General features: G+C 35.4%; 15 protein-coding genes, 1 tRNA gene and 3 pseudogenes. 9 read left to right on the plus strand and 10 right to left on the minus strand.

The genetic code is table 11. From position 1 onward, the window contains the following. Positions 1-7: 7 nt before the first annotated feature. The 3 genes from AABM58_RS02715 to AABM58_RS02725 all read left to right on the plus strand — a co-directional run bounded on the left by AABM58_RS02715 (position 8) and on the right by AABM58_RS02725 (position 2,713). Positions 8-436 (plus strand): ankyrin repeat domain-containing protein, encoded by a 429-nt coding sequence (locus tag AABM58_RS02715; protein ID WP_338406257.1) that lies wholly within the window; start codon positions 8-10, stop codon positions 434-436. A 203-nt stretch (positions 437-639) separates the two neighbouring features. Next, complete coding sequence (locus tag AABM58_RS02720; protein WP_338406258.1) at positions 640-1,827, plus strand: phosphoglycerate kinase; 1,188 nt, start codon at positions 640-642, stop codon at positions 1,825-1,827. 58 nt (positions 1,828-1,885) lie between these two features. Continuing rightward, entirely contained in the window at positions 1,886-2,713 is an 828-nt protein-coding gene (locus AABM58_RS02725; protein WP_338406259.1) for an EndoU domain-containing protein, read from the plus strand. Between the two features lie 143 nt (positions 2,714-2,856). Here the strand turns inward: AABM58_RS02725 and AABM58_RS02730 are convergent, their stop codons facing one another. Beyond that, positions 2,857-4,203: an IS110 family RNA-guided transposase gene (locus tag AABM58_RS02730; RefSeq protein ID WP_338406860.1), complete on the minus strand. Its 1,347-nt coding sequence runs from the start codon at positions 4,201-4,203 to the stop codon at positions 2,857-2,859. 223 nt (positions 4,204-4,426) lie between these two features. Between AABM58_RS02730 and AABM58_RS02735 the strand changes: the two genes are divergently transcribed. Further along, on the plus strand, positions 4,427-4,777 hold the full coding sequence (locus AABM58_RS02735) for a diacylglycerol kinase (RefSeq protein ID WP_338406260.1): 351 nt from the start codon (positions 4,427-4,429) through the stop codon (positions 4,775-4,777). A gap of 11 nt (positions 4,778-4,788) precedes the next feature. On the opposite strand, the gene AABM58_RS02740 is transcribed toward AABM58_RS02735, so the two are convergent. The 3 genes and pseudogenes from AABM58_RS02740 to AABM58_RS02750 all read right to left on the minus strand — a co-directional run. Next, the gene (locus AABM58_RS02740) at positions 4,789-5,727 is read right to left on the minus strand and encodes an RluA family pseudouridine synthase (protein WP_410529773.1); all 939 of its coding nucleotides are present in this window, start codon (positions 5,725-5,727) and stop codon (positions 4,789-4,791) included. Further along, positions 5,715-7,589 (minus strand): hypothetical protein, encoded by a 1,875-nt coding sequence (locus AABM58_RS02745; protein WP_338406261.1) that lies wholly within the window; start codon positions 7,587-7,589, stop codon positions 5,715-5,717. The genes AABM58_RS02740 and AABM58_RS02745 overlap by 13 nt, the downstream gene beginning before the upstream one ends. Before the next feature lie 35 nt (positions 7,590-7,624). Then, positions 7,625-8,518: pseudogene (locus AABM58_RS02750) on the minus strand (ComEC/Rec2 family competence protein); the annotation flags it as partial. Positions 8,519-8,569: 51 nt separating this feature from the next. On the opposite strand from AABM58_RS02750, the pseudogene AABM58_RS02755 reads away from it, so the two are divergent. Next, a pseudogene (locus AABM58_RS02755) lies at positions 8,570-9,396 on the plus strand (IS5 family transposase). Positions 9,397-9,412: 16 nt separating this feature from the next. On the opposite strand, the pseudogene AABM58_RS02760 reads toward AABM58_RS02755, so the two are convergent. Then, positions 9,413-10,744, minus strand: a pseudogene (locus AABM58_RS02760) (ComEC/Rec2 family competence protein); the annotation flags it as partial. A gap of 32 nt (positions 10,745-10,776) precedes the next feature. Here AABM58_RS02760 and AABM58_RS02765 point away from each other — a divergent pair. Then, positions 10,777-10,853, plus strand: a tRNA-Met gene (locus AABM58_RS02765). Positions 10,854-11,165: 312 nt separating this feature from the next. On the opposite strand, the gene pnp is transcribed toward AABM58_RS02765, so the two are convergent. Genes pnp through truB form a run of 3 tightly spaced genes read right to left on the minus strand, consistent with a single transcriptional unit; the run spans position 11,166 to position 14,812 of the window. Beyond that, positions 11,166-13,439, minus strand: a complete 2,274-nt coding sequence (gene pnp / locus AABM58_RS02770; RefSeq protein WP_338406262.1) for a polyribonucleotide nucleotidyltransferase — start codon at positions 13,437-13,439, stop codon at positions 11,166-11,168. A 14-nt stretch (positions 13,440-13,453) separates the two neighbouring features. Beyond that, positions 13,454-13,726 carry a 30S ribosomal protein S15 gene (gene rpsO / locus AABM58_RS02775; protein WP_006279944.1) on the minus strand — a complete coding sequence of 91 codons (273 nt, stop codon included), beginning with the start codon at positions 13,724-13,726 and terminating at the stop codon, positions 13,454-13,456. A 12-nt stretch (positions 13,727-13,738) separates the two neighbouring features. Continuing rightward, positions 13,739-14,812, minus strand: a complete 1,074-nt coding sequence (gene truB, locus AABM58_RS02780; protein ID WP_338406263.1) for a tRNA pseudouridine(55) synthase TruB — start codon at positions 14,810-14,812, stop codon at positions 13,739-13,741. A gap of 135 nt (positions 14,813-14,947) precedes the next feature. Between truB and AABM58_RS02785 the strand changes: the two genes are divergently transcribed. Continuing rightward, entirely contained in the window at positions 14,948-15,331 is a 384-nt protein-coding gene (locus AABM58_RS02785; protein ID WP_338406264.1) for a hypothetical protein, read from the plus strand. A 56-nt stretch (positions 15,332-15,387) separates the two neighbouring features. Here the strand turns inward: AABM58_RS02785 and ribD are convergent, their stop codons facing one another. Together ribD and AABM58_RS02795 are read right to left on the minus strand one after the other, a co-directional pair. Beyond that, positions 15,388-16,596, minus strand: coding sequence for a bifunctional diaminohydroxyphosphoribosylaminopyrimidine deaminase/5-amino-6-(5-phosphoribosylamino)uracil reductase RibD (ribD, locus tag AABM58_RS02790; protein WP_338406265.1), 1,209 nt, complete (start codon positions 16,594-16,596; stop codon positions 15,388-15,390). Further along, on the minus strand, positions 16,596-17,786 hold the full coding sequence (locus AABM58_RS02795) for a deoxyguanosinetriphosphate triphosphohydrolase (protein WP_338406266.1): 1,191 nt from the start codon (positions 17,784-17,786) through the stop codon (positions 16,596-16,598). The genes ribD and AABM58_RS02795 overlap by 1 nt, the downstream gene beginning before the upstream one ends. Positions 17,787-17,833: 47 nt before the next feature. Here AABM58_RS02795 and AABM58_RS02800 point away from each other — a divergent pair, with 47 nt between their 5' ends. After that, positions 17,834-18,295 (plus strand): HesB/IscA family protein, encoded by a 462-nt coding sequence (locus AABM58_RS02800; protein ID WP_338406267.1) that lies wholly within the window; start codon positions 17,834-17,836, stop codon positions 18,293-18,295. A gap of 39 nt (positions 18,296-18,334) precedes the next feature. Then, the gene (locus AABM58_RS02805) at positions 18,335-19,009 is read left to right on the plus strand and encodes an ABC transporter ATP-binding protein (protein WP_338406268.1); all 675 of its coding nucleotides are present in this window, start codon (positions 18,335-18,337) and stop codon (positions 19,007-19,009) included. Positions 19,010-19,232: the final 223 nt, after the last annotated feature.

The following is a 19,232-nucleotide window of genomic DNA, read 5'->3' on the forward strand; positions in this document are numbered from 1 at the left end:
TGAGATCATGTACAGGTTCTTAGATGATAGTATTCCATTACATACAGCTGCTTTTCGTGGTGAAATAAGCAAAGTTAGGTCGTTACTTAGTGCAAAAGCTGATGTCAATATCAAGGATAGAGTTGGATTTACAGCCTTGAACGTGGCTGCTTATTCAGGGCATTCAGACGTAGTAAAGTTACTAATAAGTAAAGGAGCTGATGTTGGTGCAAGAACTATCGAAGGCAGTACACCTTTACACTTTGCTGTTATGAGTGAAAACAAAGCTACAGTAGAGGAGTTGATTGAAGCAGGAGCTGATTCTAGCGTAAAAGACTATATTGATGGTAAGACACCTTTACATATTGCTGCTCAAAATGGACATGTGGAAGTTGTAAAGGTGTTACTTGATACTCAAAAAATTGAGGTTGATGTTAAAGACAATACATTAACTTGACGTGTATGGGATGACACCCTCCTTTTTCCTGGATCCAAGTAGTCAAGCTACTTTGATGACACCACTTTTAGATGGAAACCAGTGTCAGCTACTTTCATGACACCATTCGGTATGCAAATTTCCTTCAAATTAAACGTTTGTAAACTTAAAACTTTACTTTAGGTCAAACTGCTGTATAGTAACTTTATAGCTTGAGTTTTACAATGAATATACCTAGTATAGAAAATTGTGATCTTCACAATAAAGTCGTCTTACTCAGAGTTGACTTCAATGTTCCTATAAAAGATGGAGAAATTCGTGATGTCACTCGTATTTTGAGAGCATTGCCTACTATTCAGTATTTAGTGAATGCGAGTGCAAAGGTTATTATTATATCGCATTTCGGACGCCCAAAAGCTAGAGACAATAATCTGTCGCTAAAAAATATAATTGACACTTTATCACAGTTACTAAATAAAAAAGTGAAATTCATTGATGATTGCGTTGGTGAAAAAGTGCAAAAAGCAGTGAGTGCTATGGATGCAGGAGATATAATATTACTAGAGAATCTAAGATTTTATGAAGGTGAAAAGGAGAATGATGCAAACTTTGCCAGACAATTAGCATCTCTGGCGGATATATATGTCAATGATGCATTTTCTTGCTCTCACAGAGCTCACGCTTCTATTTCACGCATTACAGAGTTTTTACCTTCCTACGCGGGATTTTGCTTACAAGATGAGCTAAAGTATCTTGAAAAAGCTGTATCGTTTAAAGCTAAACCTATTACTGCGATAGTTGGGGGAGCTAAAATATCAACTAAAATAAAAGTGCTTATGAAGCTAACAGAAAAGGTTGATTACCTAGTTCTTGGTGGTGCAATTGCTAATAATTTTTTGTCATTTAGCAAAGTAAATATAGGGAAATCTTTCTTTCAAAATGGTGTTGACGACCTTCTACATAATATTATTGAAACAGCAAATAAAAACAATTGCAAAATAGTTGTGCCAGAAGACGTTCTGGTTGCAGTAAACTCTGATTACAGCACTAGTATTTCAAGAAAAACTGAGTCCATTTTGGACGGTGATATAATTTTGGATATCGGACCACAAACTTTGAGTACAATAAGCAGTATAATAGCGAGCAGTAAGACTCTGCTGTGGAATGGACCTATTGGTGTTTTTGAACATTCAGCTTTTGCAAGTGGTACAATAGGGGTAATGAAAGTCGTAAGTGACTTAACGCACAAAGGAAAGTTAACCAGCATAATAGGGGGAGGTGATAGTCTATCTGCAATAAGCGCTGCAGGCTTTACCGATAAGGATTTTACATATGCTTCCACTGGTGGAGGAGCATTTTTAGATTGGTTAAGTGGCGATGAAATGCCGGGAGTTGCTGCTCTGCAAAAATGATTAGATTAAAACTTTTTTAAATTGTTTCTTGTAAGCTAGCTTTTTTGTGAACGTGATTATGTCGAAGACAGTTAAACTAATTTTGTGTTTAATAATACCAATAATAGGGTTTATTTTTTATATTATGGATCATTATTTTCACACCGGCTATGTAGAAGAAAATGTTGAGGTCAATTTTGAACCATTTTTCAGTTCACAACCAGGTTATATACCACCGTTTCCAGAATTAACTGACTTTGATAGAGGAGTGTTGAAAGTTTGTGGAGATTGGGGAGCACATCCAGATAAAGAAGATTTCAAAATTTTACTTAGTTGTCCGCAGCATCAAGAAGTAGTGAAAGAAATATATGATGAGCTTGATCATCAAATTGTCACACCAGATGCGGATTTGGAGTTATTTAAAGATGAACTGGCTAACATTTGGTTTACAAATAGTGGAAGTGAAAAAGAAACTATAGGGTTTGGACATATTTTTTGTGGTGAGCCAAACGATAAATTAGGTGGTATGCATTTTATAGGTAGATATGTTGAAGCTCAAGAAGATAAATGGGCAGGTGCAATTTGGAATGATAAGTCCCTATGCAATAAATCAGATATTAAGCCACCAGTTTATACATTTGGAATGAAATATTTAGGTAAGGATGGAGAAGTGAAAGTTAAATGCCCAAATGGATATGCATATAACCTTCATGCTGATGATATTTTAATTTCTGCAACTAAGGCGTTTAAGGAGTTAGGAAAAGATGGAATGTGCCTATATAAAATGGAAGATGACAATTATCAATCAGTGTTTATAAGAAAGAATGACGCTATACTCACGTTCTATCCTGACTTAACACCAAAATGTGATGATAAGAGTACTAATTGCAGCTGCAGTAAATCTTAATTTCAAAGCCAATAGGGTGAACAAATGATAAAAATGTTATAGGGTGTAGCAAATCCAAATGAGTCAAAATTTTGATTAAAGGGTTTTATGAGTAATAATGAAGAAGGACATTATTCGTCTAATAAAAGCAATTCAATACTCTCCTAAGAAACTCCTTGAACTAACTCATCTTTTTTTACCAAGAGATAGCCAAGTTCCTTTGCTCTTTTGATCAAATTTTTTACAGTTCTATCTTTATAGCGTATTTCATAGTATTCCATTCCTTTTTCTACATATTCCTGTCCGTATTTGAGCATACTATAAAATATGCACGCTATCTTTCTTGCAGTAGCTGTTATTGCTTTTGGCGCTCCTAATCGTTTTTTTAATTTCCTGTAGTATGCACCTAATGCACTTTTACTATTTCCCACAGAATTAGCAGCCATTCGAAATGCATTCGCAGCACGATTAATGACTTTACGCGTTCTTGTGCTAAACACTTTTTCTCCTGTAATTTTATTGGCAGGGCTGAGTCCTAACCACGATGAGAAGTGTTTTTCTGTTGACCATTTACTATGGTTTATACCAGTTTCTGAAATTATGGTCTGTACACTTAGTACATCAAGCCCTGGAACTTTAGTAAAATCCATACCAGTTATCCGGTGCAGTTCCTCGTGCAAAGCAAAGTTTGGCTTACTTTTTCTATGCTTATTCTTTTCCTTACTCAACTGTTTACTTTCGCCAGGTTTTGTTTCGAACGTTTTGTAATAGGCCTCAATATTTCTATCACATTCTGCTATTTTTTCTTGATAGATATTATATAGTTCAAATTCTTGCTTTAGCGTGAATAAGTGTTCCTCTCTATAGTCACCAGCTAACGCTTTTGCAATAGTAGACTGATCATTTTTTATTCGTGCATCCCTGAATTCAACCAATTTCTCAGGATCCCTTTCGCCTTCGATTATAGCCTTGATAATTTTCATACCAGTTACTCCAGTAATATCTCTTATAACTTTATGCAGCTGTATATTCATTTGAATTAATGCCTTCTGCATACGCAGAACATGTGTAGATGCACTTTCAGTAAGACTTTTACGTTGCCGCACATAACTACGCAATACACAAATTTGATCATCGGGTCTGAATGATCCATGAAGTAGTCCATAACTGTGTAGTTGTTGTAACCACTGACAGTCCTGAACATCTGACTTTCTTCCAGGTACATTTTTTACATGTCGCGCATTTACCAGTTTTACTTCAAACCCATATGATTCGAGTACTTGAAATAAAGGAATCCAGTATACTCCTGTTGATTCCATAGCTACAGTTGTAACTTTACATTTTTTCAACCACCGTGCTAAATTATGAAGGTCTTCAGTGAAGCAGCCAAATTTTTGGATACGTTGTTCATCTCTTCCTTCAGGTACACATACATAATGTACAGATGAACCAACATCAATCCCTGCTGCATCAGGATTCACTATTTCTAATTTACTTTTTGCTTTTTTCATGGCAACTCCTTCGTATAATTTGTAATAGGGAAACGCTTCAGCTTGGAACGGTTGATAGTACAATCTCCTAACCGAGGTAGTCTACAAAAACTCCATCAATGATTTGACCGTTCCTCCCAAAACCACGCTTACGAACGGGCACTAAAGGCACCAGTGACTTGGTCGGTTATAACTGCAAAAGCGCTTCTCACAAAGTTATATCAGAAATTACTCAAAACTTAAATTGGGAGTTTCTTCCTGGTTTGACAGATTTCGTCTGTTTGACGCTTGTGAAGGAATAAAATCAGCTTTTATATCAGAAATTGCGTTCAGACAGGAGTTACTACTTTTTATAGTATGTGTTTCAACTTTGTTTGTTTTGGATGTAAGTAATCTAGAACGTGCAGTAATGATAAGCAGCCTATTCCTGGTGTTAATTATGGAAATTGTTAACACTGCTTTTGAAACAACAATTGAGCGTATTTCCAGTGAACAACACATACTTTCAAAAAAGGTGAAAGATCTAGGTAGTGCAGCAGTTTTTCTTTCATTAATTAACTTCTTGATAACATGGATGATAATATTGACAGGTTAATACGAATGTTATTAAGATATGTTGTCAAACTCACCAATTAAAGTTTTTATATCTTGCGGTAAATCAGAGACAAATTCCATGTATTCCTTGCTTTTTGGGTGATATAAGCCCAGTGTATAAGCATGTAGTGCTTGTCTGTTGAAATTACGAATGAAACTAGAGTTTTTAGCATATTTTGTGCTTTTACTACTATTTTTTCCGTAAACTTGGTCACCAACTATGGAATGTCCTATGTGGCTCATGTGGACTCGAATTTGGTGTGTTCTGCCTGTCTCTAAAGTGCATTTAACCAGGCTTACTTGTCCTATAACTTTTTGCACTAAATAGTGAGTGATTGCTAATTTGCCCGTTGTTTTTGTAACACACATCATTTCTTTATTACCGCGTTTGGGAGCAATGTTAGTTTCTATAGTTCCCTGGTCAGAAGGTAATATTCCCCAAACTACTGCTAAATATTCTCGCTTTATTTTACGATTTGATAACAATTCAGACAAAAAACTATGGGCTTCTTCATTTTTTGCAATTACCATTAGCCCACTGGTATCTTTATCGAGTCTATGAACAATTCCTGGTCTTACATCAAGGTGAGCGATAATTGCGTTCAAAAGCGTATCATTGTTTGTCCCAGCACCTGGGTGCACTGTTAATCCACTTTGTTTACTCAGAACTATAATGTCCTCATCTTCATAGACGATATCAAGTTTTATGTCATAATTAGGCTCAATTGATGTGGATATGTCAGGTTGAACGAGATGCACCACATACTCTTCATCTGGTTTTACTATGTGGTCATTATTAATTATCGATGTGCCAAGTAATTTTACCTGCTCATTTTGTATCAATCTTTGCGCTTTACTGCGTGATATGTTGCATTTTTCAGCTATATAGGTGTCTAACCTTAATTTTTTCTCATCACTATTAATGTTTAAGGTTATATCTATCCTGCACACGCTACTTTAAATGCTGCTTGAATATTTTGATCTACAAAATCAACTTTTGTACTAGGAAGATCACCTTGTTTTTTAATATGGCAAATTGTTTGAGAGCCATCTTTCCAGTGAATTATTATTTTGTTATCAAAATCCCGTAGTGTTGCCTCAACCTTTTTTTCTTTATTATCTTTTTCTTCCAGCTTAATAAATTTTAATAAATAATATAGAAAGTCACTTGGTTTGCCGTTGATTTTTTCTTTCCACTCCTTTATTTCTTTTTGTTTAGGGCGTGCTTCCTTAAGGTTTTTTATTTTTTCTCGCTTCTCTTCTATCCTTTCTTCTTTTCCTAGTCGTGCTAATTCTTCATCCAATATTTCTTCTTCATCTCGTTGTGGGCCATTAGAAGTGGTGCTGCTAGTTTGAGGACTGGTACCACTATTATTTTCCTTTTCTTCTAATGCCCTCTTCAATGCTTCTATTTTCTTTTTTAGCTGCCCTATCTCTTTTACTCCTCCTTCCCAATCCACTCGTTGTGCATGTTCTTCATCATGTTCTTCATTACTACTTGCCCGTTCGCCTTGAGGTGATTGGTCACTTCTGCTTTCTCTAGGTACATTAGGTAATCTTTCATTTGCAAAAGTCGCTCCCGCTAGTCCCGTATATTGTCCTGGCTTTAACCTAGCTACTCTATCATCAATAGTCTCTACTGCATTCTTAATAGCATTTATTGTGTCCATTACCTTCTTTACATCCACTTCACTCAGTTTACCTTTTACGTCTTTGCTAACTCCCTTGCATAACTCATCAACACTTTTATCAATATTGACCAAACATTGAGTTATTGCTTCATTCGCAGTTGCTTCTACTCCATCTAAATTTTGTTTTATGATCTCCTCTAATTTATTCAATAAAGTTGCAACGTCCTTTTTCATACCATCAAGTGTTTTTTCGATGTTGGCATTTGCAGGCCCTAAAAGATCGTTCTTAAATAAATAGCAAATTTTATTGATAAGGTCAGTTAGGTGTTTATCAAATAATCTTTCCAATCGAGATATGGGATCATTCTCCTCTTTACTTTCAAATTTGTTTTCCATTACCGACACAACACTACCTTTTCTACATGGAAGTAGAATATCTAAGTTATTGAATTTTTTAACAACATTGTATGTGTTATTTACTTCATTACTTTTTAATTTACTCAATGCTATACATATTCCAGCAATGAAGACAGCACTCACGAATGCAATGAAACCCCATTCTGCCCAGCCCTGAACATTGGCAAAACTAAATTTATTTTGTATCAATGAACCAGCTACAATTAGACCGCTCAGCACATATGGCACAGCAAGCAAAATAACTTTATTTCTATTCTCTTGTCTTTTGTTTTCTAATATTTCTCCCTGTTTTTCAGAGATTGGTAAAACTATTGAAAAACCTTGCTTTTTATCGACCAAATCAGGAATAATTTCTATTGTTAATGCATTTTGGGCAATCTCATTTATTTCATCACTTTTTCCACCTCGAATTTTTATATCTATTGGGCTATCACCATCTTTTGATTTCTCATTTTCTATTTCTTGTTTGTATATATATCTTAGAGCAAGAGAGGTTAATAAAACCACTCCAAGAATAACAGAAACCAGAAAGTAAGTTGGCATTAATGTTGGGTTAAAAGTAGCAATAAAGCTTAAATCGTTAAGGGTTATTACCATTGCAGTTACGTAAGCTAGAGAAAATTGAAGCCAAGTATTCACGGCTGCTATAGGTAGAGTGTTATTTATAGAATACTTTTTTATTGTGTACCATACTTTAGTAGAGTAACCGGTAATATCATTTACCGGAGTCTTGATATTAAAATCAATCTGAGGAGCTGGACCCATAAATTTCCTTACATTTAAATTTAATTAATTATATATTAATAACGCTTTGAAATCAAGCTTTTTAACTTATGCCAAGGCCGGTTAGAGCGCACTGTATTAATCTTTACGTAACGATTTGTTAACCAAATTGAATGTGTGCCATATGTTTTTAGATTGGTGTATTTAATAGTTTTAGTACTACAAACTGAATAGTCGAATTCACTTAATTGAATTATTAAATCAACACTATTACAGTTTCTCAAGATATCTTCTTCCTTGTAAGCAAGTAGCACTGATTTATTATTTCCTTTATTATATATGCAGCTATACTTTAGTCTTTTATCTGGATTGCTATATTTTGTATGATTCAAAATTTGGTTCTGCCCATTTTGCTTCGCCCATGTTTTGACAACAAAGTTCCTATTTTTTCTGGTGAGAGAATATAGTAAGTTATCACTTTCTTTTACAGCAACATTATCAGCATTTATTAGGATGTCGGGGGTTTTATATGCGGTGCTAAAGCAAATACCTAGTACAATAAAGAAAATTCCGAAAAAACGCCAATTTCTTTCCCATAAGCACAGCCACAATAAACCAAGTGTTATTATAATAATTGATGAGGCAGGAAAAGTACGAATGGGAATAACCAAATACTGAAAACCAGCGATTGCATTTGTTATATACAAAATACTGTCAATTGGGCGCTCTATAAATGGCGCTATAATCCATTCAATACCTAAAGGAATTAACAAAACATAAATTATTCCAAGTGGAATAATAATTAATGTAACTATTGGTATAGCAACTAAATTTGTGATAATGCCACTAATTGAAAAATAATTAAAATTGTATATCGTGTACGGAACAGTTGCTAAACTTGCTATTACTGAGCTGATCATTATCGACACAAAATATTTCATTATTTTTATTTTGAATAATTTGTTGGCATTAGACTTCTTTCAAAATTGTTAGAGGGAGTGTAAGATGAAGTATTTGAAAGCATGAAATATAAGGAAATAGAAAAGTTAGAAGGAGAAAAGTTTCGACGTTTAACAGGGGTAAAAAAAGCAACATTTGAGCGAATGGTAGAAATTCTAGAAGTGGAGGATAAAAGAAAAAAAGCTAGAAGTGGAAGAAAAAGTAAACTTTGCATAGAAGACAGGCTACTTATGGCACTGGAATATATAAGAGAATATCGTACATATTTTCATATTGGGCAAAGCTATGGCATGAGTGAAAGTAACAGTTTTAAAATAATAAGATAGGTAGAAGACATATTAATAAAACATCCAGATTTTGCATTACCAGGAAAAAAAGAGCTATTAAAGAGTGATGTAGAATATGAAGTTTTAGTAATAGACGGAACTGAAACGCCAGTAGAGAGACCAAAAAAAAGCAAAAGCCCTTCTACTCTGGAAAGAAAAAAAGGCATACTATAAAAACACAAATAGTAACAGAGAAGAAGAGTAAAAAAGTCATATGCACATCTTTCTCGAATGGTAGAAAACACGATTTTCGGATGTTTAGAGAATCAAAGGTAGCAATATTACCGGACACCAAAATCTTAGCTGATGCCGGCTACAGGGGAATGCAGAAGATACACAAAAATGTTGTATTACCGCACAGGAAAATGAAAAAGAATCCGTTAAGCAAAGAACAAAAAAAAGAGAACAGGGCACTTATGAGCCAAAGGGCAATTGTTGAAAACGTAATTGGCTTATTGAAAAGGTTTAAAATCATCTCGGACAGGTATAGAAACCGACGAAAACGTTTTGGTTTAAGGTTTAATTTGATTGCTGCAATTCACAATTTTGAGCTCCATACATGAATTTTGAAAGAAGTCTATTGATCTGATAACTGGCAACCAGTGCCAAAACAGCAGAAAATGACATCTGAAAGCCAGGCTTTAAAATTGCTTCTGGTTCTATGATAAGTATCACTGAAGCGGCAAACGCAATTGCTATTAACCCTCGATATTTTCTCCCTATCATTATTGCAACGAGTACTAAAATCACCATGATGTAGGCACGCTGAGCAGAAATTTGCATGCCGGTAATCAACAAATAAAACGTGGTTGGCAAAATGGTAAGAAATGCAGATATTTTCTTGGTGTTATACTTAAGAGTCAAAGTTTCAGATATTGCGAATAAATTACGAAACACTACAAAAAACAGACCAGCAACGAATGATAAATGCAAACCAGATATGGCAAACAAATGTGCTATACCTGAATCTCGTATCGCGTCCATAGTTTTTTGATCTATGCCGTCTTTTTTACCGATCAGTAATGCAGAAATTATGTCTGCATGTGGTTTTTTAATATTTTGCTGCAGGTTTTCATAAATGTATTGACGGAAAGATTCTATATACTCTAGAAATTTCCTTGCTTCAGTCTTTTTGTACAGGGCTATTTTGCTTGTTGCAAAACCTGTTGCACTTATTTTCTGATAATATGCTATTCTTGCAAAATCATATGCATACTCCGAAGGCGCAATCTTTAGAGGGAAGAGTTTTGCTGATAATTTTACTTGATCGCCTATTTTAATGCCTTCTTCCACTTTGGTTCTAACTGATATTCTGATGTTATCTAGAGCTCTATCCGGTGTCATTCCAGCACGTGACGCTGGAATCCATATCTTTTTTTTCTGGATCCCAGTATCAAGTACTGGGATGACAGAAGAGGGCGCTGGGATGACAGAAGGGGGCACTGGGATGACAGAGGAGGATTCTGGAATGGTGGAAGGCTTTGTAATAGAAAGCAGAAATTGTTTGTGTGAGCCCCTGTCGTTAATATCCTTCACTGTGGCAACGATATCTTTTACATATCTCTCTTTATCAAGAATTTGAGTATCAACTAAAGCTGTTCTTAATTTACTGGCTGTGAATCCTATGAGCACTGCAATTAAAGCAATGCATAATATTGCATACTTTCTGTATAATATTGCAATCAAAATTAGTGTGGGTAAAAGCAAAAGAAAAATAGATATGCAGCTTGGTTCAAAACTTAGGGAAAAATATGTTAAAATTCCTGCACACTGAAGAACAGGAAACCACAGTATCAAGTTATATTTTTCATTGCGTAGGTTATGACGTATATAATTAACTATTATGTCAAGAAAAGTTAATAAATACACAAAATATACACCATAATGTAATTTTATCCTTTTATTTTCCATTATTGTACGTATAATAACTAAATAAGCAACGACGCGGGATGGAGCAGCTCGGTAGCTCGTCAGGCTCATAACCTGAAGGTCGTAGGTTCAAATCCTACTCCCGCAACCATCTCTATGATTATATGAAAGCTATAGTATTTTCTCAGGTAGGTTATGTACGATTTCCAGATTCCATTCTGCCCACCTCACTCTTTGCTATTTTCAGTGTCACTCTGACGTGTGATACTCAAACACAGAAAATTTATTTTACTTAAACCTTTATCTAATTTGAAAGGTACTACATTGACGCCCGCGATAGCCCTATTCCTATAGTGAGTAGGGTTATCTTCCCTCTTGCTTCATTTATATCATATTTTTAACTTACAATAACTATGTTTCTGACACTTTCAACACTTATGGAGGTAACGCAAGAAGTTTACTCTTAATAAAAACCTGATGATGAATCATTATTACCAAATTTCGGCCTGTTTCTGTTGCTGAAACCAGAACGAGGACGAGGAGGCCTCTTATGGTGACTTCCTCCAGGTTTTCTATTAAATGAATTATTGTAATAATTATCCCTGTCATTTGGACCATCTTTCCTTTCCTCGTTGTAAAGCTCACCTTCAAAAAACTCTCCCGTCTCTTGATCAACCCGACGTCTTGACAACTTTGGACATCCACCTTTTTCAAAGTCAATTACTAGTGCTTTGAAAGTATCATCTTGTTTAAGTATGCTCTCTATAGAATCTATGTGTTCATTAGCTATTTCACTTATGTGCATTTTTCCTTTTCTGCCATTAAGAAATTCAAGCTCTACAATAGACTTCTCTATTCTTACAACCTTGACATCAACTATAGAACCTTGTTCTAGTTCTGTTATTGAATCAATCATCATACTCTTTGCAATTTCAGCTTCAGTGCCACTTGTGGCAAAAACAGAAACTTTACCATCATCTCCTATTTCAATTTTTGCATTACTTCTTTCACACACACTGCGTATATTTTTTCCTTTAGCACCAATAGCTGCAGAAATTTTGTCTTTATCTATGTAAAATGATAACATCCTTGGTGCATGGTCTTTGACGTCATCACTGTGTTCTGAAATCACTGCATTCATTTTTTCTAAAATATGTAATCTTCCAGCTTTTGCCTGTTCTAAAGATTTTTCAACAATTTCAAAGCTTATACCAGAAATTTTCATGTCCATTTGTAGTGCCGTAACCCCTTCACTAGTTCCTGCTACTTTAAAGTCCATATCACCAAGATAATCTTCATCACCAAGTATATCGGAAAGTATTACATACTCGTCTTTATCTTTGATGAGGCCCATAGCAATTCCAGCAACAGGGGCCTTTATTGGTACACCCGTATCCATTAAAGCAAGAGAAGTCCCACAAACTGTTGCCATAGAAGAAGAACCATCAGATTCCAAAATTTCGGACACTACTCTTATTGTATAAGGAAATTCAGACTTATCGGGTAAAACAGGATGAATTGCTTTCCAAGCAAGTTTGCCATGACCGATTTCTCTTCTTCCTGGTGCACGCGCAGCAGAAGTTTCTCCAACAGCAAATGAGGGAAAGTTATAATGCAACATGAAATGCTCACGTCTATCCCCTTCAATATCATCCACAATTTGCTCATCTTGAGTAGTGCCAAGAGCAGTAACAACCAGTGCCTGAGTATTGCCTCTTGTAAATAGTGCAGAACCGTGAGTTTTGGACAGAATATCAACTTCAACTTCTATCTGACGTATCTCATCATGCTTACGACCGTCTATCCTTACACTTTTCTTCCTAATTATTTCACGTACTAAAGATCTTTCAAAGTTTTTTACTGCATACGTAATTAACTTTTCGTCTTTTCCAGTTTCTTTAAGAGCATTCAATATATTCTCTCTGACCGCTTCTAGAGCTTGAACTCGCTCTTGTTTTACTGTTTGCGAATATGCTTTTTCAAAATCTTTACCGTATTTTTCGAGCTCTTGTGTTATATCTGATGTATCAATAGGGGCAAAGCTCTCAGGTTTATTGCCAATTGTATCAGCAAACTCTTTTATGAGCTTAATGACAGGCTTAAGATGTTCATGGCCAAACTTTATTGCATTAAAAACATTTTCTTCAGAGAGCTCTTTCACTTCTGATTCAACCATTAAAATTGAATTTTCATCACCAGACAAAAACAGATCCAAGCTGCTTGCTTTCATCTCTTGAACAGAAGGGTTGAGTATATAGTTATTATTTTCATCACAACCAACCATCACTCCAGCTATAGTAAAGTGAAAAGGAACACCAGAAATTGCAAGAGCTGCAATAGTACCAATCAATGCTGGCACTTCAGGAGGATTGACTGTATCATAAGTTAATAGATTACACACCACACTAACTTCATCATTAAATCCTTCTGGAAATAGTGGTCTTACACTTCTATCTATTACTCTTGAGATTAAAGTTTCTCTATCAGATGGCTTGCCTTCTCTTTTAAAAAAACCACCAGGGATCTTACCCATGGCATAGCTTTTCGCGATAAACTGCACATTTAAAGGTAGGAAATCAACATTTTCTTCCTTCTTTTTACTTACAACAGTTACTAAAACGGAAGTATCACCGTAATTTACAACTACTGAACCATGAGCTTGGCGTGCTATTTTTCCTGTTTCTAAAGATAAGGCACGACCACCCCACTCTATAGATTTTTTTATAATTTTAAACATATTAAATTCCTCGATTATTTTCTAATGCCTAACTTCTCTATTAATTCCTGATAGGCTTCATTACCAAATTTACGCTTTATATAATTTAAGTGTTTGCGTCTTCTACCTATCAATATAAGTAAACCACGCTTAGAGTGATGGTCATGCTTGTGCACTTTAAAATGCTCAGTTAAATTACTGATCCTCTCGGTCAAAATTGCACATTGTACAAAAGATGAACCTGTATCATCTTCTTTAATTGCATATATATTTATCAAACTCTTTTTCTTTTCGGATGTTATCGACATCTAAACCTCATTTTAAATATTAAAAACACGAATAGGTTTCACACAACCATAAATAAAACTGCAGATTGCAATAGGTATACTACCAACTATCGTACAACAAGTATCATAATTCTTTAAATTACGCAAGTTATTTAATACAACTTCCTGACCTTTTCTGATTTTCCCTGCATCTTCTGGGGAAATTTCAACTTTGACCATTGATTTTAAAGCTGATTCAATGGGGATGACGAAACTTTTTGCATTACTCACTGTCACTCCATCATCTTCTGTCATCCCACCCCCCTCTGTCATCCAAGTAGCTGACACTGGGATCCAGCCTATTTCATCACGAATATTGTTTTTGACATATGCTCCTAGAATCTTTTGTCTATTACATGATTTGTAAGTGTTTGTATATCTGGATCCCAGTGTCAAGCACTGGGGAGAGTAAGTTGTTGTGTTTTTTTTAGTAAGTTGCTCAATTGTCACTGATTCATTTTCTCTAAAGTCACCTACCATAGTTCTTCTTAATTTTATAACATGTCCAAAGCAATTTAATACAATTCCAAGATCACGAGCAATTGATCTCACATATACACCACTACCGCACATCATAGAAAAATTTGCACTATTATTTATGGTGTCCACAGATATCAATTTCAGTTCATGTATTTTGACTTGTCGGGGCTTTATATTCACCTTTTGCCCACTTCTTGCCAATTTATACGCCCTTGCTCCTTTAATTTTTATTGCTGAAAATTGAGGAGGTGTTTGCTTGATCTCACCAACGAAATTTTTAATTGCACAATTTATTTGATTATATTGAGGTTCTATAGTGCTAGTTCTAATGATATCACCACCCAAATCATCCGTGGTTCTTTGTTCGCCCCATTTTATTGTAAAATCGTATGCCTTTAAGTCACAAGATAAATACGGTATAGTTTTTGTTGCTTCACCAAGAGCAATTGGCAACACACCTGAAGCTAAAGGATCAAGTGTCCCCAGATGACCAGCTTTCTTAATTCCAAAAATCTTTTTAACTTGGGTTACAGCTTGTGCAGAACTAATTCCTATTGGTTTATCGAGATTCAGCCAACCATATTTCATAGTTAATTATATACAATTGGTAACAGTTTAGCTTGAAATATATGCTTTAAATAATAACGTAAAAAATAGCTTGACTAACATGCATCTATTAACACATACTTAATCTTTTTATTAGCCTTATTTAAGGGGACTATTATGACTACAAATAAAGATCAAAACATATGGAAGTGGGAAAACACTGCACATATAACAAAAATGGGTATTGAAGGTACAGTTGCACTTGCATCTTTAGCAGCAGCAATAACAACAATATTAATTGCTACTAAAGTAATTGCTGGACCTGCATCTTTAGCACTTGTTGCTAGCCCTGCTGGAATTGCAGTTCTATTTATTGCAGCTGTATATTTTGCTGCACAAGCTTATTCTTCATATCAGCAAATGAATGTAATGGAGGGAGCTAAGGGTGAAGCGCTTAATGACAACGATTTCAACGAAAAAGTTAAAGCTTCCTTAGGAAATCCTGATGTTACTCAAATATTTGATAACAAATACGCACTTAAGTCTCCAGGAGCTGTCTAAATAGCACAAGAGGTAGAGATGGTTCTGCCTCTTTTTTTCATTTGAGCATGTAAAGGTTATGATAATCTATCCCACACCTCAACTACATCCTCACTAAACTCTATTATCTCTACTTTTTTGAATTGATAGCAGTTGTTGATGGATTCAATCTCTAAATTCCCTACAAAAGGAGTGGCATCATTGCCTAAAATTTTACCACTGCGGCAGATTATTAATCTATCGATTAAATTATGCTTTAATAGCTCTGTGATTAACACTCCTCCACCTTCAACTAATAACCTTGTTATACCGATTTCTGAAACAAGTTTTGATACCATGTCTTTGAGGCAGACTTTGCCAGCATTGTTTGAATTAACTACTAAGTAGTTAATGTTTTTTATTTTTTTCTTTACTTCATTGTTTGTAATTACCCAAGTTGAACCTCCTGTCATCCCAGTGCGTGACACTGGGATCCATTCTTCTTCTTTTTTTCTAGATTCCAGCGTCACGCGCTGGAATGACATCGAAAGGTATGCTGTTGGCTCTTTGCTTAAATCATGGTTATATAAGGTATCTGCAGTCTTTGCAATGTTATGCTCTTCCTTTAATTTCCCTTGGCTATCAATAATTAGCCTTATTGGTGATCTATTTTCGAGCCCTGGTAACCTGCAAGTTAAGAGTGGATCGTCACTAACAAGGGTATTGCTGCCAATCATAATTGCATCATATTTTGCTCTAAGCTTCTGTACCCAATTTCTCGTATCTTCACTTGTTACCCATTTGCTATCGCCTGTAAATGTTGCAATTTTCCCGTCAAGAGTTGTTGCGATTTTACAGGCTATAAATGGCCTGTGTAGTTTTTTAGTGGTGAAAAAACCGACATTCAGTTCTTCTGCCTCTTTTTGCATAATTCCTTGTTTCACTTCAATTCCTGCTTCTTTCAGAGCTTTAATGCCTCCACCTGAAACTCTACTATCTGGGTCAATAGTTGCAATTACTACCCTTTTTATTCCAGCTCTTATAATTCCTGCGGTGCAAGGTTCTGTAACTCCAAAGTGGCAACATGGCTCGAGCGTGATATACATAGTTGCATCTTGAGTTGAACCTTTCGCGTTTTGCAAAGCGACTACCTCCGCATGCGGACGCCCACCGATCCCTGTATATCCCTCACTAATAATTGTACCATCTTTTACAATAACACACCCGACAGCAGGATTTGGTGCAACATTTCCAAGATTTTTTTCTGCAAGCCTTAATGCAATTGACATGAAATGATCATCAGTCATTAGAAAGAAGTCATTTCGTATGAGGTATCAAAAATTCTTCTGTGCTCGTGTATGGCAAATCTATCTGTCATACCCGAGATATAGTCACATATTATTACTGAACGCTGAGATTCACAAGCGAGTTTACTCCACTCTGTGGGAAGTAATCCTGGGTTTTCATAAAAACATTGAAAAAGTTCCTGTATTATGCGTTTCGCTTTGTTCATCGTTCTACTCAGTTTATAGCTTCTGTATATTTTCTCCATGTTGAATCTTTTCATTTCTTTTGTAGCATTCGCAACTTCTGGTGAAAATGTGACTAGCATTTTATTTAGACTTCTTACGTCTTCTACACTTTTTATTTTGTGATCTTCAATATTTCTTTCAGTCTGAGAAACAACATCACTTATCATAGTTCCTATAGTTCCACTCAGTGATTCATGTATGAGTTTGCTCTGAGGCAATTCTGAATATCTGCTCCTTATGTCTTTAAACATTTTTTCAATTAAAGGAACCTTCAGCAAATCTTCGATGGTTACTAAATTCGCCCTGAGTGCATCATCAAGATCGTGAACACTGTAAGCAATATCATCGGCAATTGAAGCAACTTGCGCTTCAATGCTTGAAAATTCTTCAAGTTTTAGATCATATTTTTTGTTGTATTCTAGCAATAGCTGATTATTTGTGTGAGATACTGCATTCTGACCAAGTAAGGGACCGTTATGTTTTGCAACTCCTTCAATCACCTCCCAACTTAGATTCATACCATCAAAGTCAGCGTGTTTTTGTTCGAGGTAAGTTAAAATCCTTATAGCTTGAACATTATGATCAAACTCATACTTCTCATTATCAACTTGAACTGATTGCTTTAGAGCATCCTCACCTGTGTGACCAAATGGGGGATGACCAAGGTCATGTGCAAGCGCTATGCATTCAGTGATATCCTCATCTAAGCCGAGTCTACGCGCAATGGACCTTGCAATTTGTGCAACTTCAAGGCTATGAGTAAGCCGAGTGCGATAGTAATCGTGCTCGTAATTGATAAAAACTTGTGTCTTGTACCCTAATTTTCTAAACGCATTAGAGTGAATGATACGGTCCCTATCACGCTGAAAGCAGCTGCGATTCTCATCTTCTGGCTCTTTGAAGTATCTCCCTTTTGTTTTGCTTGGAAAGCATGCATAATTTAATAGAAAATTATTGTTTGACATGTAAAATTTCTACTATAATAAGTTATCAATAATAAACGGTGGTTACTATGTCAACAGATTACAACATCAACTTAACTGATAATGCACTAAAAAAAATCCACTCTCTTGCAGAGAAGGAAGGAGATAAGAGTTCCGTTTTACGGGTTGCAGTTTCAGGCGGTGGATGTTCTGGCTTCAAATACAATTTTCTTATGGATCAAATGAATAAAAATCTATCTTTGGATGATGAAGATGATGATTACGATGATGAGTTTGATGACGAAGACGAAGATGATGATTATGAAGAAAGCGAGGACTATAGAAGCCATTCCAGTTTTAGCGAAAAAGGTAAAGATATAGTAATTAATGATGAAAATGGCAATCCTGTATTAATGGTTGATAATTGTTCAGCAAAATTTTTGAATAATTCAGTTATAGATTATACTGAGGATCTCAGTGGTTCTGGTTTTCAAATAAAGAATGCCTTTGCTAAGTCTCAATGTGGTTGTGGTAACAGTTTTTCGGTTTAATTATTACTAAAACTTAGATGCCTTCTGGGTCTTTTAAACATGGGTGATAATGTAGCTCTAGAACTAACTTCTGTAGATAAAAGCTTCAAGGATAATTCTGCTGTTGTAAAAGACATCAACCTAAGTGTCACAAGAGGGCAGGTAGTAGCGCTGATTGGCAATTCAGGTGCAGGAAAAACAACTATATTGCAAATCGCAGGCTTGTTGGACAAGCCAACTTCAGGTATAGTTACGATAGATGGAATAAATTGCACACAAGCCAATAATAAGCATAAAACCCATGTAAGAAGAAATTTTCTTAGTTTTGTTTATCAATTTCACTATTTGTTACAAGAGTTATCGGTGTTGGAAAATATTATGCTTCCTCAACTCATTGCAGGAAAAAGCAAAGCTGAAGCAAAAAAAAATTCGCAAGCAATGTTGAGAAAATTTGGTCTGGAAAACAAAGCAAGTAGCATGGTATCTGAAGTTTCGGGTGGGGAAAGGCAGAGAATTGCAATTGCAAGAAGCATTGTAAATTCTCCAAAGCTTTTACTTGCAGATGAGCCAACAGGAAATTTAGATCCAACAAATTCTTTTAACGTGTTTTTACTGCTACATTCATACGTAAAGGAAAATAACAGCTCTATGCTTATAGTAACACACAATCATCTCCTTGCAGAAAAGGCAGACTGCATTTTCCAATTGAGAGATCGATCATTAGTGAAGTTGTGAATAGGAAAAATAGCACAATTTCTATGCCTTATACTTATCTAACCAATGATCATTAACAGAGTACAACTCGCATGAAATGCTTTCATTGCTTTTTATACACGGACTTCTTAACTTACGCTGTTTACTTAGGGAACACCCCGATAACATAAACACAGCTAAAACAAAAAATAATAGCTTTTTAAACATAACAAAACCTTTTCATTTATATTACTACACTTATTTC

Source organism: Wolbachia endosymbiont (group A) of Longitarsus flavicornis (genome assembly GCF_963931955.1).
Taxonomy (GTDB): Bacteria; Pseudomonadota; Alphaproteobacteria; order Rickettsiales; family Anaplasmataceae; genus Wolbachia.